Raw genomic sequence first — 19,385 nt, 5'->3', positions numbered from 1 at the left:
GCTCGCCCTCCGTGTCCCCCTGTTCCGGGCCGGGGGGCTCGTCCGGGTTCCCGTCCTGCCGCAGACGTTCCGATGGGCGGGCGCGTTCCTCGTCCCGCTTGAATTTCCCGCTTTTAGGCCGCTTGGACTTCGGGCCAACTTGGCCCGAGGTTGCGGGGGCGGCCTGCGGCTCGTCCCCGTCCTCAAAGCGGAGCCGGGAAGATGGCCCCGCGCCCCGTTCTATCTCTGTTTTGATGGTAAAACCTCCTTTCAGCCGGACGGCTCAATATTTCTGTGTGTTGTACTCGCAGATGTCCCGGCAGAACCGGGGCGGCCCGGTGGGGATATACTTGCCGGGGGCCACCCTGCGCGTGAACTGCAAATCCCGGTCCTTGGGATTTTTCTGCCCCTCATAGTCCGGGTAGGCCCGCAGGATAGCGGCGGCCCGTCTGGACAGGGGGTAGATATAGCGGAACATACGCCCGTCGATTTTCTCTATCCCCTTGTACTCGCAAAAGCCGTGGGACAGCCAGAACCGCTTGGAAACTCCGTCGAACCGGGCGTTTTCCTCTAAGAGCGTCCGGGCGCTCCGGGGGTGTATCTTCTCCCCGGTGGCGGTGCTCCTGTATACGCTGGTCTTGAAGCTCCCCAGATAGCGGAAGTTGCTTGCCTGATACACATAGCCGCATTTGCCCATGATACCGTCCGCGAGGGTGTATAAAAAAAGACAGTCCGTATTTTCCCGCACCCATTTCACAAGGGCGGAAAGTACAAGACTGCCAAAAAAGCGGGTGTCGTTCATGGCGGGCAGGAAACACATTTTCCCGATTTCCAGATAGTCCGCCGATTTCAGACCGTGGCGGGGGAACAGCTTGCGGATTGTCTGCAAGGGCTGTGTCCCCCAGCCCAGCGTCACCACACCCGAGAGGACGCCGCCCACATAAAAGCCCAGATAGTGCCTTGTCAGCCGGGGCATGATTTTGGAATAGTGGTACTGCCGGATAAACACGATCGCTTCTTTAGGGGCAAGCTCCCGTATCACAAGGCCGCCCGGTATGGCCGGGGACTTCGGGCCAACTTGGCCCGAGGTTGGGTCACTGTGCCGTGTCATTTTTCCTGTCCTCCGGGCGGGTGGTCATAATGCGGTAAAGCTCCGTGTTCTGCGGGAAACGGTCAATGAATGGAATGGTGGTGTTGCCGTAGAACAAAAGCCCCTCGCCGGAATTGGAGTGCGTGACATAGGAAAGCTGGTGGGGCGAAATGCCGAGCTGTTTTGCGAGGATTGCCCGGTCGCCCTGCGCCTGTGACAGTAAAACCATGAAGTCGCTGTTTTCAAAGATATTCTCGATTTCCCGGCTGGCTAAAAGGTCTTTCACATTCTGCGTTAAGGCACTCGGCACACAGCCCTTTTTACGGAGCATTTTCCAGATGGTGACGCAGTAGGAGGCCGTCAGCGGGTCTTTCAGGAGCACATGGAACTCGTCAAAGTAACACCATGTAGCAATCCCATGACTGAAATTGACCGACACCTGCGCGTTTACAAGGTCTTGCATGATGTGCATTGCAATGGTGCGGAGCCCCGCCCCCAGCTTCTTTAAGTCGAGGCAGACAACGCGGGCGTGCTGATAGTCCACGTTGGTCTGATAGTTGAAAATGTTTAACGAGCCTGAAACATAGATTTCAAGGGCTGTCGCCAGACGGGCCGCCTCCGTTTCCGACTGCTTACACAAAAGGTCGTACAGATCTTGCAGGGTCGGCATGGGCGTGTGCTCCGGGTCGTTTAGGTAGTCCCGGTACACGATACGGGTACAGCGGTCAATGACTGTCCGCTCCACGGGCTGTAAGCCGTCCTTGCCGCCTACCACCAGCTCCATAAGGGAAAGAATGAAGTCGCATTTTAAGCTGATAGGCGAAACATCATCGTCAAGGTTTACGTCCAAATCCATCGGGTTGATATGGTGCGGGCTGTTGGGCGCAATCTCCACCACCTGACCGCCGAGGCGGCGCACCAGCGGCGAGTATTCGCCCATCGGGTCTACAATGATGATTTTATCCGTGGTGGCAAGGAACACGTTGACAAGCTCCCGCTTGGCCGCAAAACTCTTGCCGCTCCCCGGCACTCCTAAGAAAAGCCCGTTTGGATTTTTGAGTTTCTTGCGGTTCGCCATGATGATATTGTGGCTTAGGGCGTTCAGCCCGTAATAGATGGCCTCGCCCTCCATGCGGAGCTCTTGGGTCAAAAACGGGATAAAGATTGCCGTACTGCTGGTAGTCATGCCGCGCTGTATCTCAATCGTGTTAGAGCCGAGGCAGAGGGAGGATAAAAGCGCCTGTTCCTGCTGGAAGTCCAGCCGTTTGAGGACACAGTTGTATTTCTGGACGATACCGCCCACTGTGAAAATGTCGTTGTCCAGCTCCCGGCGCGTGGGGGCCGTGTTCACGATTAAGAACGTCAAAAGGAACATTCTCTCGTTGCGGCTCTGCAAGTCGGTCAGGAGGGTTTTTGCGTCTTGGCTGAACGTCACAAGGTCGGGCGGCAATATCTCCATATCGTAACCGCTCCGCACAGCCTTTTTCTGTTCCTCCACTTTCATTTTGTCAATGTCGCTGACCTTGGCCTTGATGGTCTTAATGGCTTTCGATTGGTCTACCGTCTGAATGTGCATAGTGACGGTCATTTCCGCGTCCAGCTCCAACAGCTCCGCAAGCAGTTTGTCGGAGAGCTCCGAGGCCATGATCTGCAAGTAGGAGGCCGCGCCCCACGTTTCGCCCACCCGGAACATACGGGAGTAGCGGAAGTCAAAGCCGGAGGGGGCAATAAAATCTTTTGTGGTGAGCCCGGTTTTCGGTATCATGTCCCATGCAAACTGAAACGGCTCCGTGCCGCCGGGGTGGAGCTGGCCGTGCAGGACTTCCAGCCGTTCCAGCCCGGAGAGGGGCCGGGACTGTACCCCCAGCTTTTTGAAGTTACTGCAAATGTCGGCCTCCACCCGTTCCAGCCGGGGGCGGGCGGATTTCAAATCGTCGGCTGTGACGTTAAAGGTAATGAGCTTTGTCCGCACAATGCCGTTGTTGCTCTTGGCAATCTGGTTTTCCAGCATATCCGCAAATTCCTGCCGTACCCCGTTGTATGCGTCGTTCTGCATGGGGAGGGTCACGGTGTACTGACTGTCCGGGCGGCTCCTGTGGTTGATAAAGGAAAGCTGGAACGGCAGCGTTGGGTCAAAGGAATTGAGGAACGCACAGTAGCCGTCAAAAATGGCCGATTGGTCGTCGGCCTGTGCAAGCTGGTAATTGATGTCCTCATAGGCAATGCTTTTCGTGAACAGTTTTTCGCCCACTTGGCAGACGCCGTCTTTCAACATCTGCTTATAGGGAATGGTCTGCTGTGCGGTGGTGGGAACGCCCTTTTTCTGTTTGGGCGCTTTGGTGTGCGGGCTGGCGCTTGGCCGCCCGGTCTGCTTTTGGGTCAATCGGTTTCGCCTCCTTGTCAGGGCCGCAGAGTGCGGCATAAAAGTTTTGGGTCTTGTAGGGCCTCACGCGGGGCCAGAGGTAACAGGTGCGGATAATATTGCACAGCACCTTTTCAAAGGGGAGGCCGTCACGCTCAAACATGGCAAAGAAAAAGCAGGGGAGCATGAGGCCAATCATCAGGAACAACGCGGGGCTGTTACCGATGTGGGCGCGGGTAAACAGGTAGGTGGGGATACCGATTACAGCCGCGATGGAGAAACAGATAAGCTGGCGTTTTGTCAGATTAAACGCCAGCTTGGTCTTGATTTTGGATAGGTCTTTTGGAACCGGCACATAGGCCATTGGAAACCTCCTTTCCGGGACTTCGGGCCAACTTGGCCCGAGGCTGGGTTATCGTTCTGCGGCTTTGGCCGCCTTGGCTCGTTTGGGCTTTTCCTTTTGGGGCCGTTCCGCGTTTTCCTTTGCCGCCTGTTTCGCCCCGGCTTCTAACTGTTCCTTGATGGACTGCTTTTCAGGGGGCGGGGCCTGCCTCGCGGCGGCGGCGCGGGTCTGTAATTTTTCAACCGCCTGTTCATAGGCCCCCAAAATGGCCCCGTGGAGCTCTTTGCGGAAATCAGCGGTAATGGGCTTTACCGTTTCCCGGTAGCCGCTGGGGCTGGACTTGTCCGGCTTGCTCGGCATACCTACATACAGCCCCTTGGAGCCCGTCAGGATTTTGAAGTCCTCCACCACAAAGCAATCGTTGAGCTTGACCGTGGCAAAGCCCACAAGGTTTTTGATGGGGTCAATGGCACGAGCGGTTACGTCTAATTTCAGCGGGGCGGGCTTTTCCGCCTCCTGTGCCGGGGCCTGTGCGCCCGTGCTTTTTTCGTCACTCATAACATGGTTCTCCTTTCCGGGAACCGGGGACACGTCCCCGTCCCTGTATTCATAGCCCGCCGCCTTGATAGCGGCGAGGGTGTCAGCCGATACCGTGCCGGATAGCTGTATATCCGTATCGGCCATAAAGTGTAGGGTGTCGGCTTCGGTAAACTGTTCCGGGAGCCTGCCAAAATAGGCCGGGTGCATTTCACCGTCCGCGCCCATTTGATACCTGCGCGGCATTGCGCCTCCTTTCTCCGTGGACTTCGGGCCAACTTGACCCGAGGCTCTTTAATGCGCCCCAAAAATGGATTTTGCGAGGCTCCCGGTCTTAAACAGCGTGAAGCACAAGAGCACTGTATAGCCCATGCACCGCCATATGGCGTTCATAATGTCGCCGTCCGTGGCGATGGACTGCACCAGCACCGCGTAGATTGCCACGCACACCATAATCAGCAGACCTTGAAAGCCCACGGCCAGCAGAGACTTGAAGTAGTTTTGGCCCATGCTCCCCGTTTCCCGGTTGACGCTGGTTGCAAAGGGGATGGGCGCAAGGCTCGTCAGTAAGTAAATCTCAATCATTCTGCCGTAGACGATTACGAAAATGACGATATTTAAGGCGGTCATGGTAAACTGCACAAAGAACGATTGCAGGAAAATCCCCAAAAGCGGGCCTAACTCCATTGCTTCAAGCTGTGTCCGCAGATCGTTCATCATATCCGGGGATATGTCGGTGCTCCCCTGCACCAGCGCCGCCGACTGCTGGATAACGTGCTGTGACACGTCAAACACGGCCATGACGATATGAAAAGTGTTTGTCAGTATCATCACGGCCACAAAGGTCTTGAAAATCCACTTGTAAAACATCCATGTGTCGATGTCGTGGAGGTTGTTTCGGTCAATGAGCATTTGAATGAGCTCGTAGGTCATTACGAAAGTAAGCACAAGTCCTGCGATTGGCAGGACTACCGTTTCCGATAACTGCCGTATCATGGCAAAGACCCCGGCGTTCCATGCCGCCGGGGTCGTGCCGACCTGTGCCGCAATCTCTCCGACCTGTTGGTTCACGTTGGAGAACAGGCCGTCCAGATTGCCCATGATACCATCGACGAGCAGAGCCTTGAGCCATTCAACGATTGCGTCGATGATTGGTTGCATTGGTTACTCCTTTCGGTTTTTAGAACAGGGAGGACAGCAGGGGTACAAGGGTGGTTCCCAAAAGGATAACGCCGCCGCCAGCCATGAGTTGTTTTATCCCCAATTAGGTGTAAAACTCTGCTCGATGGCGGGCGGCGGCGTACAAAAAATCTATATGGTGTTTTTAAGAGAACCGTCCCGGCGGGACAGGTCAGGCAGTGACCTGTTCCACCTCTGGGATAGGTTTGAGATTAAAATGAATTTCGATAGAAATGTGTCTTGTTTTATCTTCGTCAATGCGCTCATGCACGACGATTTCTTTGATTAAGCGGTTGAGGGTGGCTGCGTCCAGCTCTGTGATGTTGGCGTATTCCTGAATGGCTTCCACCCACTGCTTTGCGTCATTGGCAAGCTGGACTTCATCGGACAGCCGCTTTCTGCCCTCGGACACTTTTGCTTTAAGCTCCGTCTGCTCGGTCTGTGTCTTTTCCAGCATGGTGTTGAAGTTCTGCTCACTGATACGCCCTGCAATCATATCCTCATAAAGCCGCATTACCATTTTGTCCAGAACCTCAATCCGTTCCTCGTCCCTTGTAAGGGAGCGTTCCATTGCTTCCCGCTGTTCACGCTGCTCGGCTTCACAGGTATTAGTCAGGCGGTCGGCAACCGCTTTCCCGTCCATCAGGGCGGCTCTGGCACATTCCCTGATTTTCCGCAGCACATGGCTGTAAAGGGTGTCATAATCAATCCGGTGCTGGGTGCAGTGGTTCTTTCCAAAGGCATTGTAGGTCTTGCAGGAGTAAATCTGCTGGGGATGTTTTGCGTTTGTGTAGCGTATCGTCAGCGACTTCCCACACTCGCCGCATTTTATCAGTCCGGCAAACAGGCTGATTTCATTGGTCTGCCCCGGACGCTGGCGGGATTTCAGCTTGTTCTGCACAATATCAAAGCTCATGTGGTCAATCAGCGGTTCATGCTGTCCCTCCACCACAATCCAGTCCTCCGGCTTCTTTTCCCCAATTGTGCCGATTTTGAAACGGTAGTCTTTTTTCTGGGAAGCAATCGCACCGGTGTAGACGGGATTCATCAAAAGGTCTTTGATAACGGAGAAGTCCCACATATACCGCCCGTTTTCCGGGTCTTTCTTTTCCCATTTGGTTCGGGTGTTGCGAAGCCCCCGTTCCCGGTTCCACCATGTGGGGCAGGGGATTTTTTCTTCCTCCAGCCGTCTGCGGATATAGTTTGGACCATGACCGTTTAGGGCATATCCGAAAATCAGCCGCACAATCGGGGCGGTTTCCTCGTCAATGAGCAGATGGTTTTTGTCCTCCGGGTCTTTCCGATACCCAAACGGGGCAAGACACCCGGTAAACTGTCCTTTCTGCGCTTTCAGAAGATAAGAGGAATGGACTTTCTTGGAAATATCCTTGCTGTACATCTCATTCAGGATATTCTTGAACGGGGCGATGTCGTTGTTATCACGCAAGGTGTCGATACCGTCATTCATGGCGATATAACGGACACCGTTTCTTGGGAAAAAATCTTCAATCAAATGCCCGGTTTGCAGATAATTACGCCCCAGTCGGCTGAGGTCTTTCGTGATGACAAGGTTGACCTGCCTGCGCTCAATGGCTCTCAACATTCTCTGTAAATCAGGACGCTCCATATTAAGACCTGTGAAGCCATCGTCCTGATAGACTGCCACAACCTCCCATCCCTGCTTTTCGCAGTATTTTTCCAGCATATCACGCTGGTTGGCGATACTGGCACTTTCGCCTTGCAGGTCATCGTCCTTTGACAGCCTGCAATAGACCGCCGCACGATAGCCCCCGGCAAGTGCCTTTCCGATTGTTCTGTATTCCATTTCGTTCATCATAGCCATTTACCCACACAATCCAGACGGTATCTGGCTCTTTTGAACCTCATCTTCATTATAGCCCATATCTTTCTTTTTAGCAAGATATTCTTTCGTATTTATCTTTCCGTATTTCTGGGAAATCAGGCTGACGAACACATCAGTGGCGTCCAGTTCTCCGTCAAACACAGTAGTCACATGAATCTCTGTTTTGTTTTTTGCCATAGGCAGTTATCCTCCATACATGAAAATAGCCAGACAGAGGGTGTCGGCAACGAAGTCCGGCAACGGGCTTCAAAAGACCTTGCAAACAATCTCAATCTGGCACTACTTACTATTTATACTTTTCTTTTATTTTTCTGTTGTTTTGGTTGTCATAAGGGAGAAAAGCCCGGAAATAAGGGATTTTCCCCGGCAACCGGCTCGGCAACGGGATAGCAACAGGAGGTGCAACGGGCTGTCATTCTCAGAATGGAAGCTCCATCTGTTCTGTGACCTCCACAAAACCGTCCATCGTTTTTTCAGACGGGTTGCCGGAGTCCGTTGCCGGGTTTTCACGCTCCCAGCCCTTTTGTCTGCCATATTCTGAAAACATTCTTGGGTTCGGGAAGTACCGCCAGCCGGAAATGCACTGGTTCATAATCTCGTTGATTTCCCGGATTTCCCATTGCTTCGGCTCGTCAAAGGCATGGTTCAAGGCTTCCTTGTAAAGCTGCTTGGAGCAGACCATGCTCCCGGTGTACTTATCAAGATACGCCTGTATCATTCCGGCTTTGGTGTCCTCCGGCATAAAATCCCGCTGGTGTTCTTTGAGATACCGCTGCATGGCGGGGCTGAACGCCAGCTTGAACCTGCCGCTTCGGTAAATCTCCATTGCTTCCGCCCACATCTGCCCGATATAGGCTCTGGAAGCGGCTTCGTCCTCCAAAATGTGAACCTCCGCCTGCTCCGGGTACACCATGACCGGGATAAAGCGGCGGTTGCCGGAACGGTCAAGGGGCAGGAAGTCAAGGGCATTGGAAGTGCCGCCAAACACGCACTGACGGGGGCGGTCTGCCGGATGGGTTTCATAGGGTATCTTGTAGACCTCTTTCTGCCGACTTAAAAACGACTTGATTTCCTCAATGCTCTTGGCGTTGGCGGTTGCCATCATTTCCGACATTTCGATAATCCAGTGACCTTGCAGCTTGCGGTACACATTGTCATCGTCCAGCTTCCGCAAATCATCGGAGAACCACTCGTCCCGGACTGCCAGCAGACGGAAGAAAGTGGACTTGCCAGCCCCCTGACCGCCTACCAGACAGAGCATGATTTCAAACTTGCACCCCGGCTGAAAGGCTCGTGAAATAGCGCCCATCAGGAACAGCTTCAACGCTTCATAGGTGTAATCGTCTGCGTCAGCCCCCAGAAAGTGCCGCAGGCAGAAACGGATTCGTTCTGTACCGTCCCACACAAGGGTATTGAGATAGTCCCGGATGGGATGGTACTTGTTTTCATTTGCCACAATCCCGATGGCGTTATCAATCTTTTTCTCATTGGTAAGCCCGTAGGTTTCTTCCAGATAAAGAAGCAGATACTTCATGTCCGTATCGTTCAGGGCTGTGCTTTCCCTATGGAAGCCGATGGGCCTTATGATGTCCTTGCGGTCGGTCAGGATGTTGTATGCGATAGCCCCGGAAAGCAGCGGGTCACGCTGGAATACGGTCAGGCAGTTCCGTATGCTCTGACGGACACCGCCTTTCTCGGTAGTTTCCAGTCCCGCCTTGATTTCCTCAATGCTCTGGGGTGGCTGCATGGCGTTCATGGTGTTTTTTAGTTCTTGCTGCGTCTGCGGCTGCAAGCTCTGCCATTCGCTGTTCAAGCTGTATCACATCCTTTCCGTAGTCCGTAATCAAAGCCGCTTTTTCCTCCGTTTCCCCAAAGAGCAGCACATCCAGCAGATATTCCACTTGGTCTTGCTTCTGTAAGGCTTCCACAAACCGGGGATGAAAGGCTTCCTCCGGGGAGTGTGGGGCGTAGTCCGTTCTCCATGCCATAAGCAAATGAAGATAATCGGCAAGAATACAAAAGCAGCGGTTCTTTGCTTCCTGAAACTGTTCCTCCGGGGATTTCTGCCGGGGCTTGGGCTTTTTTGCCTTTCCCGGCGGCTTCCAGTCCTCATAGGAAAGCCCGAAGTCCTGTGCCAGTTGTACGGCGGCTTCTTTCTTTCCCAGCCCATACAGGGCGGCGGCAAAATCAATCACATCCCCATCCGCACCGCAGCCGAAGCAGTGGTAACGCCGATCCAGCTTCATACTTGGGGTTTTATCGTTATGGAACGGGCAGCAAGCCATCCCGTTCCGACCTACATGGATTCCATAATGCTCCGCAGCCTGTCTTGTTGTGACGGACTGCTTCACAGCTTCAAATACATTCAAATCTATCCCTCCTTGAAAAAAAGAAAAGCACCTGACATTCTCTGACTGAAAATGGCAAGTGCCTGTTAAAGTTCCATATCCTGTTGTCTGTGTTTCGTCTGTGCTGGGGCGGTTCTTTGTGCTTTTTTCTCGTCTGCCTTATCCTGCAAGACTTCCTTGATGGGCTGCTTCTTGGGCGGCTCTTTGCTTTCCTCTGTGCCGGGTGTGGCTTTCCGTACCCAGTAGCGGATGTCCCGCAGCTTCTTCAAATCAGCCTGCACCTCGGTCAGCTGTACTTTCAGCTCTGCGATTTCGCTGAGAAGCGTTTCCTGCTCCTGTTGTAGTTCCTTTTGGGTGCTATCCTTATCGTCCGGGTGCTTAGCAAGGTAGGCGGCGGCTTTCTCATACCGGGCAACCTCCGGGTGTTCCTGCTTGAATTTCTCCTTTGTTTTCTTGAAAAATATCTTCTGGTACTTCTCATAGACAGGCTTACATTCCTTGCAGTCTGTCCGGCTGGCAAGAATCCCGTCAATCACTTTGCTGCGGGTTTCCTTTGGCTTCATCTGATTGCGGTAATCTGCGACTGATTTCCCGGAAGATTCCAGAAATGCTTCCAAGTCCTCCACCGTAGAAAGCCCCTTTCTTTTAAGATAGCACAGGGCTTCGCTGACTGCCTTTAAGTCTTTGGAAGTCCCCCGGTTCTGTCCAGCCCTTGTCCAGTCCTTCCGTTCTTCCTTTCGTATCTCCATATACTTCATCAGCAGATTTGGAAGAAAGACCGCTTCCTCCGACGCTTTTTGTGCAAGCAGCTCTTTCCGTTTTTCTCCCAGCTCGGTAATCCAGCCTTTGAGGTTTTGGATAAGCTGCCGGATGGACTTCATCAGGCGATTGGCAGCTCTGATTTCCCGGTTCAGGTTTCCGATATTCGTCTGGATACCACGCTTTTCCATCTGCCGGACAGCAGCCCCCTCATGGACAGTGGGGACAATATCAAGCCCCTGTCTGGCATAGGAACGCAAGTCCACTCGCTCCGGGCGGTTATTAGCTTCCAGATAGCGGTTCTGGATAACCTCCCATTCATGCCGCCAGATTTCACAATACTTCTGGTCGTTCCAGTCAACCGTATCCTCCTTGTGGCTTTTCCACCTGCCGGATGGCAGCTTTATCCGTTCCCCATTCTCGTCAAGGTCATAAACCTTGCGGCTCTTGGGAAGCCATTTCCCATGTTCGTCCATTGCCCTCATAGTCAGCAGGATATGGGCGTGGGGATTGTGTCCCGGCGGATGTGGATCATGGATGGCAAAGTCAGCAATCATGCCTTTGGAAACAAACTGCTGCTGGCAGAACTCCCGGACAAGGACAGCGTACTGGTCGGGTGGTATCTCTCTGGGAATGGTAAGCACCCACCGCCTTGCAAGCTGGGAGTTCCATTGCTTCTCCACCGCTTCGGCGGCGTTCCATAGGGTATTGCGGTCTGTATACGACCGTGGGGCATTTGCCGGGAGCAGGATTTCATTGTGGACGATACCACGCTTTTCCGGGTAGTGCTTCACTTGCTGGTCGTATTCACAGAACAGTTTTTCGCCACTCTGGTAAGCAGCGGCGGCAACCGCAGACTGCCGCTGGCTGCGCTGTACAATCGTGATTTCGTTGTGTGGGCAGGGCATTTCGTGTCCCTCCTTTCGGTAATTGGTGGATGGGATGGCGTTTTACCACCTCATTTTGGGCAGAAAAAAGCAGGAGACCTTTTTCAGATTTCCTGCTCGGTGTGCCGCTGTGTAAGCGGCGGGTATTTAGTTGTAAAAGTTCGGGGCAAGTTGACCCGATGTGAAGCTGACAAACTTGAAATTATTTAATTCTCTGTGTACCTAATTGTAATTGTTCAACTGCTATTTTTGCTTTATTGTCATCTTCCTTTTGAAGATTTTCTATTTCCGAACTCCGAATAGTCAAAATGATTTCGTCCCCCACCTGTAAATCATCAAGTGTTATATCTACAACATCTTGTGTATCATAATTACAATAAATCATAGGAATTTGGGAACAATCAATAAGACAATCATCCCCTAAAACACCTTCTTCTCCGCTATCTTTTGTGGTTATGATTTTATTTTCTTTATCAATTTCTGTTATTATCGCATTGACACCTAAAGTAAGTGGTTCGTTTGTTTGTTGTACAGAACACGCAACTAAAGTAAACACACAAATAAATATACATAATGCCATTATCATTTTTTTCATCATAAGTTCCTCCAAATTCAAATTTGTTATTGACTTCATTATACTTCATTGCCTATCGAAAAGATAGCATATTTTATGAAACTTGTCGGCTGGGAACAGCTTGCAAGGCAAGGTGTCCCCAGATGGCAAGTCCACAAAAGGGTAGCTGGCGGCAGCCAGCGCAGGGGAAGCGTAGCGTCCCCTGTTTGATTTGGAGCAGACCATGACAGCGAAAAATCACAGCCCTCCGGCGAGGAGCCTTCGGAGAACGCAATGCACCAACCTCTGGGTGGTGTATAATTGCGCCCTTAGTAAACTAAGGGGTTTCCGGCTTCTCCCGTTCCAGCAGTTTTTTCAATAGTTCCTGCGTGTCCTGTCTGTGAAAAATGAGTTTCAACAACAGCATGACATCATCATCTGTCAGACGTTCCGGTTCTTGCAGAAAACTTTCCAGCATACCGCCACGGGTACAGAGCCGGTGCGTCCGTTCCTTTCGGGTAAGCTGTTTCAACTGGTGCTGCAACGCCTTTTCATCATTGATGGCTTTCCGCAGTTTCTTTTCGCTTTTTTCCAACTCCCGGTTGAGCTTTTCCAGCTTTGAGGTATCAGGCAAGGGCAGCGTCCTCCTTTCCCGGTATCAGCACATAAATCCTGTTTGGTTCTCCAATGCCCTGACGCACCCGCATGATAAGTCCGGCGATTTCCAGTTCATTCAAAGAACGCTTGACCGTCATGGGGCTGCGGGACAGGACTGTAGCAATGGCTGTGACAGGGAAGCAGACAAAGAGGATTCCGTTTTCGTCCTCCTGCCCTTTGGACAGCATAGCGTCCAGCATCCGGCAGTACATGACCTTTGCGGTGCTGCTGACTGGAAATCCTGTCAACGCTCTTGGAAATGGCATACAGGGTGGCAATGGTGTGTCTATCGTCATAAATTCAAAATTCATTCGGTGTGTTCCTCCTTTTTCTTTGCTCGTTTGGATAAATAACGGGGGCAGTCAACCACAACCGCCCGGAAGCTCTGCCTGCACCCATGCTGGCATTTCCGGCATAATTCGTTGTAAGTGACACGCCCCCGGTCATTGAGGTAAAAGGAAAGCTCATGCTTCCTCTTTTTGCTCATTCTCGGCATATTGCGCTTCCTTCCGTTTTAGTGTATGGTTTCGGGGCGATTTTCGGCAAAAACATAGCCATAGAGCCGCTTAAAATCTCCCGAAGTATCAGCGATAGGGTAGACTGTCCCCCTATCAGATTGTCGTGTTTCGGTGTCAGTTCGCCAGTTCTCCCCGGTGTCGTTCCTCCCCTGAATCTCACAGCGGCGTATCGCTCCCTTTGGTACGCTCGTTTCGGTCAGGGTTCCTCCACATCCCTGCCAAAAGTCATGGCACTACATCGCCGGGGAAGCATATCCCACACAGGCTGGTCATTCGATTGGAATAATCCATCGATGAACTACCTGTATCATAGAACATTTTTGTACCCTGTGCCGTATGTCCACAAAGTAGGAATTAGGGGTAAAAATCAGAAATTTCCACGATTGCGGAAAGTGTGATATAATCCAGTTAAGCGGCAGCAATGAAACCACTGGAAAGGAGCGTGTGCCCATGAAAGGAGCGACAAGCATACAGGAACGCCTTTGGGAACTCCGCAAGGACAAAGGCTTAAATCTGGAAGAATTATCAGAGTTGACGGGTATTTCCAAATCAGCTCTTGGAAGTTATGAAAAAGAGGATTATAAGGAAATCAATCATGGCAACCTTATCACGCTGGCAGACTTCTATGGGGTTTCCGTTGATTATCTGCTGTGCCGGGCAGAGAACAGGGAGCAGATCAACACGCCATTGACGGAGCTGCATTTGAATGATGAGATGGTCACACTTCTGAAAAGCGGTCGGATTAACAACCGTCTGCTCTGTGAGCTTGCCACACATAAAGATTTTATCAAGTTTCTTGCAGACATTGAGATTTATGTGGATGGGATTGCCACCATGCAGATTCAAAACCTCAACGCCCTTGTCGATACCGTCCGGCATGAAATCATTGAACGGTATCGCCCCGGCGAAGATGACCCCCATTTGAAAGTGTTGCAAGCCGCCCATATCAGTGATGATGAGTATTTCAGTCACATGGTTCTGGATGACCTCAACCTGATTATCCGGGATATTCGGGAAGCCCACAAAAAGGACAGTGAGAGTGCGCCCCAGATCACCGTTGCCGATGAACTGAAAGAAAATCTGGAAGCGGTCGAAAATTTCAAGGGCAGCCGGGATGAAAAGCTCGTTGTCCTTTACTGCAAGCAGCTTGGTATCAACTATAAAAATCTGTCAGATGAAGAATTTCGCTGGCTAATTCGGATTCTCAAAAAGTCAAAGAAAATGGGAACGCCTATCAGCCAGAGGAAAAAACGATAAAGAAAAACCGCTGTTGCATGGTTTGTTGGCTTCCATGTAGCAGCGGTTTTTGCTGGGATTATTCAGTTGAATTTTTAGAACGACAAACTGAAAGTTTCACATCCTCGGAATTGGAATTTGTCAGTTCATTACTTTGTACCGTAATCGCAAATACGAGTTCTCTAAAACCACACATTCCTCTATTTTCAGTGCCCTCAACTGGGACAACTCGCTTTCAGACATCAACGATTGTCCATCAATCAGTGTTGATGTATCTTTGCCGCCTATTAAAACAGGTGCAACAACAACATCAACATAATCGAACAATTTTTCTCGAAGGAACAGACTATTCAATGTACCACCACTTTGTATGGTAATTCTCTCGCATCCGAACTCTGCTTTGAGTTTTGCAAGTGCATCTGATAATGATAATTGTTTTTGGCAAATGATATGCAAATTGCTTTCCTGAACACTAAAGGCTGGGTGAACAGCATTCGTTGTAATCAGCACGAATTCCTTTGATAAAGCACAAAAATAACGCACTCCATATTCACTCAAATGCTTATTGTCAATCAACACAAAAGAGACTGGGGTTTTATCTGGTAGCGGCTTCGTATTGACACCCATTTTTTCTTGCACTCGTCCTGTGTTTAATGACCATAAATCCGTCGTTTGTTCAATTTCGTAATATTGATGTAAGCCTTCGCTTACCCCTGTAATTTTAGGAAAATCTTTGTCTACATCTAATTCATCTGTTGCACCTGTGCTGATTTTTCCGTCAACAGACATCAGCATAAATAGTGTTGTAATAGGTCTTTCCATCTCACACCTCCAAATTCAAATTTGTCATAATCATTCTACCATACCGTTATAAATAAATCATCTCATGCAAAACAATTTCTTCTGCCCGGTTGTGAATGTTATTGCAACGCTGCACCCATTCCATTTGACAGGTACGCTTCAATTCCTCGGTCACGCCCTCGGCAGCTTTCATCTGCTCTATGATGGTGTCTAACCGTTCCTGTGCCTGTTCGTTCAGGTCTGCAAGATATGTCCATAACTCCCCGGTCAGTGTCAATGTGTTCAATCGGGCTGGGTGGACTTCTCTTAAATATTCCCGGTGCATCCGTCCATACTTTCCGATGGGGCGGTGTTCCTCCGGCAGCTTCAAGTCTGGGATGTAGTAATCTCCAACAAGGATATAATCAATTCCGTTTTCCGTTATTCTTGGTTTTAATTCGCTCATGTTCCTTACCTCCTGTGGAAGCAGGCTCGTCTGGTACTAACTCAATTACATCAGTAATCTCACAATTCAGCGTTTCGCAGATACGGGCTAATGTGTCCATGCTGATGTGCTTTCCCTCTTTACTCATGTTGGCAATCATATTCGTTGTCATACCAGCGGCAAGCCTTAAATCCTCTTTCCTCATATCACGCTCTAACAGTGTGTGCCAGAGTGGTTTATAGCTGATGTGCATATTTTTCCTGCCTTTCTATCCATACCACCGGGGCGGCTGCCCCGGCAGGAACTTTTCTCTTATTATAACACCAATCTTGTGTAATCACAATTTATTCTTGTAGCCTGCCGCTAATACCGTCTGGATTGTGCTTTTCCTTTCTTTTTGTTCCCTTTAATTAGCCATGAACTGCTTAATACCCTGACTTTTGGCCGCCGGGTTGTCGGAGCCGTACCCCTCCAAAAGATTGATAACGCCCCACACGGCGAGGCCAGCGCCCAGCGCGATAACGAGAACCTTTAAGGTGTCGATAGCAGTCGCAAAAAATTCCATAAAATTTCCTCCATAAAGTTGTTTGGTTTTTGGTTTCGGGTATGAAAAAAGCCGCCTTTGTCCGGCGGCTGGAAAGGGGGACTTCGGGCCAACTTGGCCCGAGGTTAGGCGAGCTCGTCACTGTCCAAATCGGTATAGTCGTAAATATCCGTGTCAGTGTCAGCGTCCGCGTTGGGAACGTCCACGCTGTACGCGGTGTATTCATCGTCCGGCCTCAGTCTCAATCGGCGGGATAAATACCGTTCCAGCGAAAAGGCGTTCCGCTTTTTGTCAAACTCCGCTGTGTGGCGGTAGTTGGGGTGTGCTTTCAAATCGTACTTGACGGAGCAGAACGGGGGCAGGCCCCGTAGCTGTAAAATGCACCTGTTCCCCGGCATGGTGGCAAGCTCGCTCGGGGTCATAAGCTCCCGGCCTAACCGCTGGGTGTTCTGGTTGTAGCTTTCGGACTGTCCCCGCGTCCGGCCCTCGGTCTGCATGGAGATAGTGGCTTTGCCTAACCAATTCTCGGATATTTCCTTGATGGTGGAGCTTTCCCGGCCCCCGAGGAACACCACGCTGTCCATGTTGCCTAAGATGGTTTCGCTGTTGTCCTTGTAAATCGCCTTACATTGGCTCATTTGCTGGTAGAACAGGCACAGGCTGATTTCTCTGGAACGGATAACGGCCGCCAGCTTTTCAAGCTGTGGCACCTGCCCCGTGTTGGCCGCCTCGTCCCAGAGTACCCGTACATGGTGCGGGAGCCGCCCGCCGTAGACGTTATCCGCCTTTTCACAAAGCAGGTTGAACATCTGCGAAAAGGCCAGCGCCACAATGAAGTTATAGGTCGGGTCGGTGTCCGCGATGATGAAGAACAGGGCCGCCTTTTCGTCCCCGAGGGTGTCAAGCCCTAATTCGTCATAGCTCATAATCTCCCGGAGCTGTGGAATGTCAAAGGGGGCTAAACGTGCGCCACAGCTAATTAAAATCGACTTCGCTGTTTTGCCGCTGGCTAACTTGTACTTGGCATATTGGCGCACCGCGAAGTGCTGGGGGTCGCGCTTGGCGAGGCCGTCAAACATATAATCAACGGCATTTTTGAAACTGTCGTCGTCCTCCCGCACCTCCATGCTGTTAATCATTTCAACCAGCGTGTTCATGTTGCGTTCTTCCTCCGGCCCCTCAAAAACGATATAGGCGATAAGTGCACAGTATAAGAGCGTTTCCGCTTTTGTCCAGAACGGGTCGCCCTCCTTGCCGTCCCCCTTGGTGTTGTTGATTAGGGCGTTGACGAACTTTAGCACGTCGCTTTCCGTCTTGATGTAGGCCAGCGGATTGTAGTGCATGGACTTTTTGAAGTCCACGGAATTGAATACCCGGATTTTGTAGCCCTGCCGTTCTAAAAACTTCCCGCATTGGTCGAGTACGCCGCCCTTGGGGTCTACTGTGACATAAGAGCTGTGCGCCTGTAACAGTTGGGGCGTGAGCCAAAATCTTGTTTTGCCGGAGCCGGACGAACCGATGATACAACAGTTGAGGTTCCGGGCGTTGGCCGGGATTTTGGGCCGGGTGTTCAGGGTTAAAAACTCCGTGCCTGTTAAAATGACGTTGTTCTGGAAATTGGGGTCTACAAATGGCTTTATATCGGCGGGCGTTCCCCATGAAGCGTTTTGTCAAGTGTTATTTGGAGTTATTGACGCACAATCAAGGCGAAAGCGCGAAAGTGCAAAGCGCAAAGGGTCTGCACTTTGCGTTTTCAGCTTGCGGGTTCGGGCGGCTGCTTCTTCTTGATGAAGTTGTACCATTGACCGCCGACGCGCCTTGCGCCCAAAACACCGCCCATGTTGCGCTTGGCGTTCTGTACCGTCCTCTCGGATATTCCGGCTTCGGCTGCGGCCTTTACAAGGTCCTCGCTGGCAAGCTCTTTCCCGTCTGCAAGCAGGTCAAGTATCAGCCGTTCCGCCTGTTCGGTCTTGGTGGCGGTGTTGCCGCCCGCGCCGGACAGCAGCTCGTCGGCGGTAATGTCATACTCGCCTATCCACGAAAAGCCCGTTTCCGGGTCAAGGCAAAAGGCTATGGGCTTACCCTCCGCCGCAAGAGAAGATTTGTCATGGACGATAACGCGCACATTCGGTTCCCGTTTCACGCGCCCGATCAGCAGGACGCTCCTTGCTGCGGCGCGGAAGTCGATGGAGCCTAAACCCCGGTAGGCGCTCTGTCCTCCGGCGGCTTTGTTGAGGTGTCCGATTAGGATAACGGCGCACCCGGTACGCTCGGCAATCTCGGCAAGGCGGCGGAACATGGGGCGTATCTCGTTGGCCTTGTTCATGTCGGTTTTCTCGCCCACATACGCCTGTATGGGGTCAAGGATAATCAGCCGCGCCCCGGTCTGTCGGATAGCTCTCTCTATGCGCTCATCGGACAGGGAAAGCCCCTGCTTGCTCTCGTCAATGACAAGAATGCGGTCAAGGTCTGCTTCGGCTTCCATAAGGCGGGGCTTGATGGTGTCGCCCAAACCGTCCTCGGCAGTCTGGTAAATCACATTGAACGGCTCATGCACTGCCATGTGGGGGAACGGCTTGCGGTTGGTACAAGCGGCGGCAAGGCGTAGGGCAAAGGTGGTCTTGCCCTCGCCGGGGTTGCCCTGCACAATGGTTACTTTCCCAAAGGGGATATACGGCTCCCATAACCATTCGACGGTCTGCGTGTCCACCTCGCTCATGCGGATAATCTCAACGGTTTCTTCCTGCGGCGGCCCTTTCAAGCCGTAGACCGCTTCTCGCAAATACTTCCCGTCTGTGATTTCTGCCCGGTGCTGCAATACCTCGTTCCAATCCTTGAAAAGAGGGATAAGCCGGTGGACGGTGTAGCCCTCCGGCATGAGCTTCACAAGGCGGCTGCAAGCGTCGTTTCCGGCTTCGTCGCTGTCAAGGCAGAGATAAACGGTCTTGATGTTCGGACGGTCAGAGAGAAAGCGGAGCAGGGCTTTTTCTCCCACGCCGCCCAATGACAGGTAGCTTTGCTTCTGCCAATCCTTTTTGAACAGGCAGAGGAAAGAAAGCAGGTCAACGGGGGCTTCAAAGACAAACACTCTTTCGCCCTCGCCCCGGTAGCAGAAGTTAAAGGCTTTGTCGCTGCCTTTCACATCAAGGCGGAAGTTTCCCGCCGTTCCCTTGCTGTGGGCGTAGCGCGGTATTCCGTCCTCGTCCCGCCCCACAAATACGGCGTTGTGGTGGGCTGCGTCCTCGTAAATATCGCCGCTGGCAAAGAAAAAGCCCGTCACATCTTCATCAATGCGGCGGGCGGC

Annotated in this window: 22 protein-coding genes and 2 pseudogenes; 2 read left to right on the top strand and 22 right to left on the bottom strand. The window is 51.8% G+C overall.

The window, feature by feature from the left end; genetic code table 11:
• Positions 1–262 precede the first annotated feature (262 nt).
• From BN6465_RS03185 to BN6465_RS03155, 8 genes and pseudogenes are all read right to left on the bottom strand, one after another.
• Complete coding sequence (locus BN6465_RS03185; RefSeq protein ID WP_066731640.1) at positions 263–1,090, bottom strand: Mom family adenine methylcarbamoylation protein; 828 nt, start codon at positions 1,088–1,090, stop codon at positions 263–265.
• A complete protein-coding gene (locus BN6465_RS03180; protein WP_227183175.1) occupies positions 1,074–3,452 on the bottom strand; it encodes a VirB4-like conjugal transfer ATPase, CD1110 family in 2,379 nt (792 codons plus the stop codon). Before BN6465_RS03180 ends, BN6465_RS03185 begins: the two co-directional genes overlap by 17 nt.
• Complete coding sequence (locus BN6465_RS20095) at positions 3,349–3,795, bottom strand: PrgI family protein (protein WP_074017758.1); 447 nt, start codon at positions 3,793–3,795, stop codon at positions 3,349–3,351. Before BN6465_RS20095 ends, BN6465_RS03180 begins: the two co-directional genes overlap by 104 nt.
• Before the next feature lie 48 nt (positions 3,796–3,843).
• Complete coding sequence (locus BN6465_RS03170; RefSeq protein WP_066731636.1) at positions 3,844–4,557, bottom strand: septation protein SpoVG family protein; 714 nt, start codon at positions 4,555–4,557, stop codon at positions 3,844–3,846.
• 48 nt (positions 4,558–4,605) lie between these two features.
• A complete protein-coding gene (locus BN6465_RS03165) occupies positions 4,606–5,472 on the bottom strand; it encodes a VirB6/TrbL-like conjugal transfer protein, CD1112 family (protein WP_066731634.1) in 867 nt (288 codons plus the stop codon).
• Between the two features lie 19 nt (positions 5,473–5,491).
• Positions 5,492–5,572, bottom strand: a pseudogene (locus tag BN6465_RS20090) (Maff2 family mobile element protein); the annotation flags it as partial.
• Between the two features lie 90 nt (positions 5,573–5,662).
• Positions 5,663–7,333: a recombinase family protein gene (locus tag BN6465_RS03160; RefSeq protein ID WP_066731633.1), complete on the bottom strand. Its 1,671-nt coding sequence runs from the start codon at positions 7,331–7,333 to the stop codon at positions 5,663–5,665.
• Complete coding sequence (locus BN6465_RS03155) at positions 7,334–7,531, bottom strand: hypothetical protein (protein WP_009251541.1); 198 nt, start codon at positions 7,529–7,531, stop codon at positions 7,334–7,336.
• Between BN6465_RS03155 and BN6465_RS21375 the strand changes: the two genes are divergently transcribed.
• Positions 7,505–7,744, top strand: a complete 240-nt coding sequence (locus tag BN6465_RS21375) for a tweety protein (protein WP_074017766.1) — start codon at positions 7,505–7,507, stop codon at positions 7,742–7,744. The two genes, BN6465_RS03155 and BN6465_RS21375, sit on opposite strands and share 27 nt — an antisense overlap.
• Positions 7,745–7,772: 28 nt before the next feature.
• On the opposite strand, the gene BN6465_RS03150 is transcribed toward BN6465_RS21375, so the two are convergent.
• The 8 genes from BN6465_RS03150 to BN6465_RS20080 all read right to left on the bottom strand — a co-directional run bounded on the left by BN6465_RS03150 (position 7,773) and on the right by BN6465_RS20080 (position 13,236).
• Complete coding sequence (locus BN6465_RS03150) at positions 7,773–9,110, bottom strand: virulence-associated E family protein (protein WP_066731631.1); 1,338 nt, start codon at positions 9,108–9,110, stop codon at positions 7,773–7,775.
• The gene (locus BN6465_RS03145) at positions 9,079–9,723 is read right to left on the bottom strand and encodes a CHC2 zinc finger domain-containing protein (protein WP_066731629.1); all 645 of its coding nucleotides are present in this window, start codon (positions 9,721–9,723) and stop codon (positions 9,079–9,081) included. The genes BN6465_RS03150 and BN6465_RS03145 overlap by 32 nt, the downstream gene beginning before the upstream one ends.
• Positions 9,724–9,788: 65 nt before the next feature.
• Positions 9,789–11,369, bottom strand: a complete 1,581-nt coding sequence (mobQ, locus tag BN6465_RS03140; protein WP_066731627.1) for a MobQ family relaxase — start codon at positions 11,367–11,369, stop codon at positions 9,789–9,791.
• Positions 11,370–11,550: 181 nt separating this feature from the next.
• Positions 11,551–11,946, bottom strand: a complete 396-nt coding sequence (locus tag BN6465_RS03135) for a hypothetical protein (protein ID WP_066731625.1) — start codon at positions 11,944–11,946, stop codon at positions 11,551–11,553.
• Between the two features lie 292 nt (positions 11,947–12,238).
• On the bottom strand, positions 12,239–12,535 hold the full coding sequence (locus tag BN6465_RS03130) for a DUF3847 domain-containing protein (protein WP_002594808.1): 297 nt from the start codon (positions 12,533–12,535) through the stop codon (positions 12,239–12,241).
• Complete coding sequence (locus tag BN6465_RS03125) at positions 12,528–12,869, bottom strand: helix-turn-helix domain-containing protein (RefSeq protein ID WP_025544157.1); 342 nt, start codon at positions 12,867–12,869, stop codon at positions 12,528–12,530. Before BN6465_RS03125 ends, BN6465_RS03130 begins: the two co-directional genes overlap by 8 nt.
• Positions 12,866–13,054 (bottom strand): hypothetical protein, encoded by a 189-nt coding sequence (locus BN6465_RS03120; protein ID WP_002592123.1) that lies wholly within the window; start codon positions 13,052–13,054, stop codon positions 12,866–12,868. Before BN6465_RS03120 ends, BN6465_RS03125 begins: the two co-directional genes overlap by 4 nt.
• Positions 13,042–13,236: a hypothetical protein gene (locus BN6465_RS20080; protein WP_074017757.1), complete on the bottom strand. Its 195-nt coding sequence runs from the start codon at positions 13,234–13,236 to the stop codon at positions 13,042–13,044. Before BN6465_RS20080 ends, BN6465_RS03120 begins: the two co-directional genes overlap by 13 nt.
• 290 nt (positions 13,237–13,526) lie before the next feature.
• Between BN6465_RS20080 and BN6465_RS03115 the strand changes: the two genes are divergently transcribed.
• Positions 13,527–14,333, top strand: coding sequence for a helix-turn-helix domain-containing protein (locus BN6465_RS03115; RefSeq protein WP_066731623.1), 807 nt, complete (start codon positions 13,527–13,529; stop codon positions 14,331–14,333).
• 120 nt (positions 14,334–14,453) lie between these two features.
• Here BN6465_RS03115 and BN6465_RS03110 read toward each other — a convergent pair whose 3' ends face one another.
• From BN6465_RS03110 to BN6465_RS03090, 6 genes and pseudogenes are all read right to left on the bottom strand, one after another.
• Positions 14,454–15,134, bottom strand: coding sequence for a dihydrofolate reductase family protein (locus BN6465_RS03110; RefSeq protein ID WP_066731612.1), 681 nt, complete (start codon positions 15,132–15,134; stop codon positions 14,454–14,456).
• 46 nt (positions 15,135–15,180) lie between these two features.
• Positions 15,181–15,558: a TnpV protein gene (locus BN6465_RS03105; protein WP_066731600.1), complete on the bottom strand. Its 378-nt coding sequence runs from the start codon at positions 15,556–15,558 to the stop codon at positions 15,181–15,183.
• Complete coding sequence (locus BN6465_RS03100) at positions 15,518–15,790, bottom strand: helix-turn-helix domain-containing protein (RefSeq protein WP_015524252.1); 273 nt, start codon at positions 15,788–15,790, stop codon at positions 15,518–15,520. The genes BN6465_RS03105 and BN6465_RS03100 overlap by 41 nt, the downstream gene beginning before the upstream one ends.
• Before the next feature lie 153 nt (positions 15,791–15,943).
• Positions 15,944–16,102 carry a Maff2 family mobile element protein gene (locus BN6465_RS20070; protein ID WP_074017756.1) on the bottom strand — a complete coding sequence of 53 codons (159 nt, stop codon included), beginning with the start codon at positions 16,100–16,102 and terminating at the stop codon, positions 15,944–15,946.
• A gap of 104 nt (positions 16,103–16,206) precedes the next feature.
• Positions 16,207–17,748 (bottom strand): annotated as a pseudogene (locus BN6465_RS03095) (VirD4-like conjugal transfer protein, CD1115 family); the annotation flags it as partial.
• A gap of 86 nt (positions 17,749–17,834) precedes the next feature.
• On the bottom strand, positions 17,835–19,385 hold a 1,551-nt coding region (locus BN6465_RS03090; protein WP_066731598.1), incomplete at its 5' end, for an AAA family ATPase.

Source organism: Bariatricus massiliensis (genome assembly GCF_900086725.1).
GTDB lineage: Bacteria > Bacillota > Clostridia > Lachnospirales > Lachnospiraceae > Allocoprococcus > Allocoprococcus massiliensis.
Note: the sequence above shows the minus strand (reverse complement) of the source record. Positions and strands in the feature narration are given on the sequence as shown.

Coding starts and splice junctions, on each gene's coding strand:
- BN6465_RS03170 (WP_066731636.1), bottom strand. CDS start 4,557: ATGCCGCGCAGGTATCAAATGGGCGCGGACGGTGAAATGCACCCGGCC.
- BN6465_RS03125 (WP_025544157.1), bottom strand. CDS start 12,869: ATGAATTTTGAATTTATGACGATAGACACACCATTGCCACCCTGTATG.
- BN6465_RS03150 (WP_066731631.1), bottom strand. CDS start 9,110: ATGAACGCCATGCAGCCACCCCAGAGCATTGAGGAAATCAAGGCGGGA.
- BN6465_RS03185 (WP_066731640.1), bottom strand. CDS start 1,090: ATGACACGGCACAGTGACCCAACCTCGGGCCAAGTTGGCCCGAAGTCC.
- BN6465_RS03105 (WP_066731600.1), bottom strand. CDS start 15,558: ATGAGCGAATTAAAACCAAGAATAACGGAAAACGGAATTGATTATATC.
- BN6465_RS03165 (WP_066731634.1), bottom strand. CDS start 5,472: ATGCAACCAATCATCGACGCAATCGTTGAATGGCTCAAGGCTCTGCTC.
- BN6465_RS20070 (WP_074017756.1), bottom strand. CDS start 16,102: ATGGAATTTTTTGCGACTGCTATCGACACCTTAAAGGTTCTCGTTATC.
- BN6465_RS21375 (WP_074017766.1), top strand. CDS start 7,505: ATGAATCTCTGTTTTGTTTTTTGCCATAGGCAGTTATCCTCCATACAT.
- BN6465_RS20095 (WP_074017758.1), bottom strand. CDS start 3,795: ATGGCCTATGTGCCGGTTCCAAAAGACCTATCCAAAATCAAGACCAAG.
- BN6465_RS03120 (WP_002592123.1), bottom strand. CDS start 13,054: ATGCCGAGAATGAGCAAAAAGAGGAAGCATGAGCTTTCCTTTTACCTC.
- BN6465_RS03135 (WP_066731625.1), bottom strand. CDS start 11,946: ATGATGAAAAAAATGATAATGGCATTATGTATATTTATTTGTGTGTTT.
- BN6465_RS03110 (WP_066731612.1), bottom strand. CDS start 15,134: ATGGAAAGACCTATTACAACACTATTTATGCTGATGTCTGTTGACGGA.
- BN6465_RS03100 (WP_015524252.1), bottom strand. CDS start 15,790: ATGCACATCAGCTATAAACCACTCTGGCACACACTGTTAGAGCGTGAT.
- BN6465_RS03115 (WP_066731623.1), top strand. CDS start 13,527: ATGAAAGGAGCGACAAGCATACAGGAACGCCTTTGGGAACTCCGCAAG.
- BN6465_RS03155 (WP_009251541.1), bottom strand. CDS start 7,531: ATGGCAAAAAACAAAACAGAGATTCATGTGACTACTGTGTTTGACGGA.
- BN6465_RS03160 (WP_066731633.1), bottom strand. CDS start 7,333: ATGGCTATGATGAACGAAATGGAATACAGAACAATCGGAAAGGCACTT.
- mobQ (WP_066731627.1), bottom strand. CDS start 11,369: ATGCCCTGCCCACACAACGAAATCACGATTGTACAGCGCAGCCAGCGG.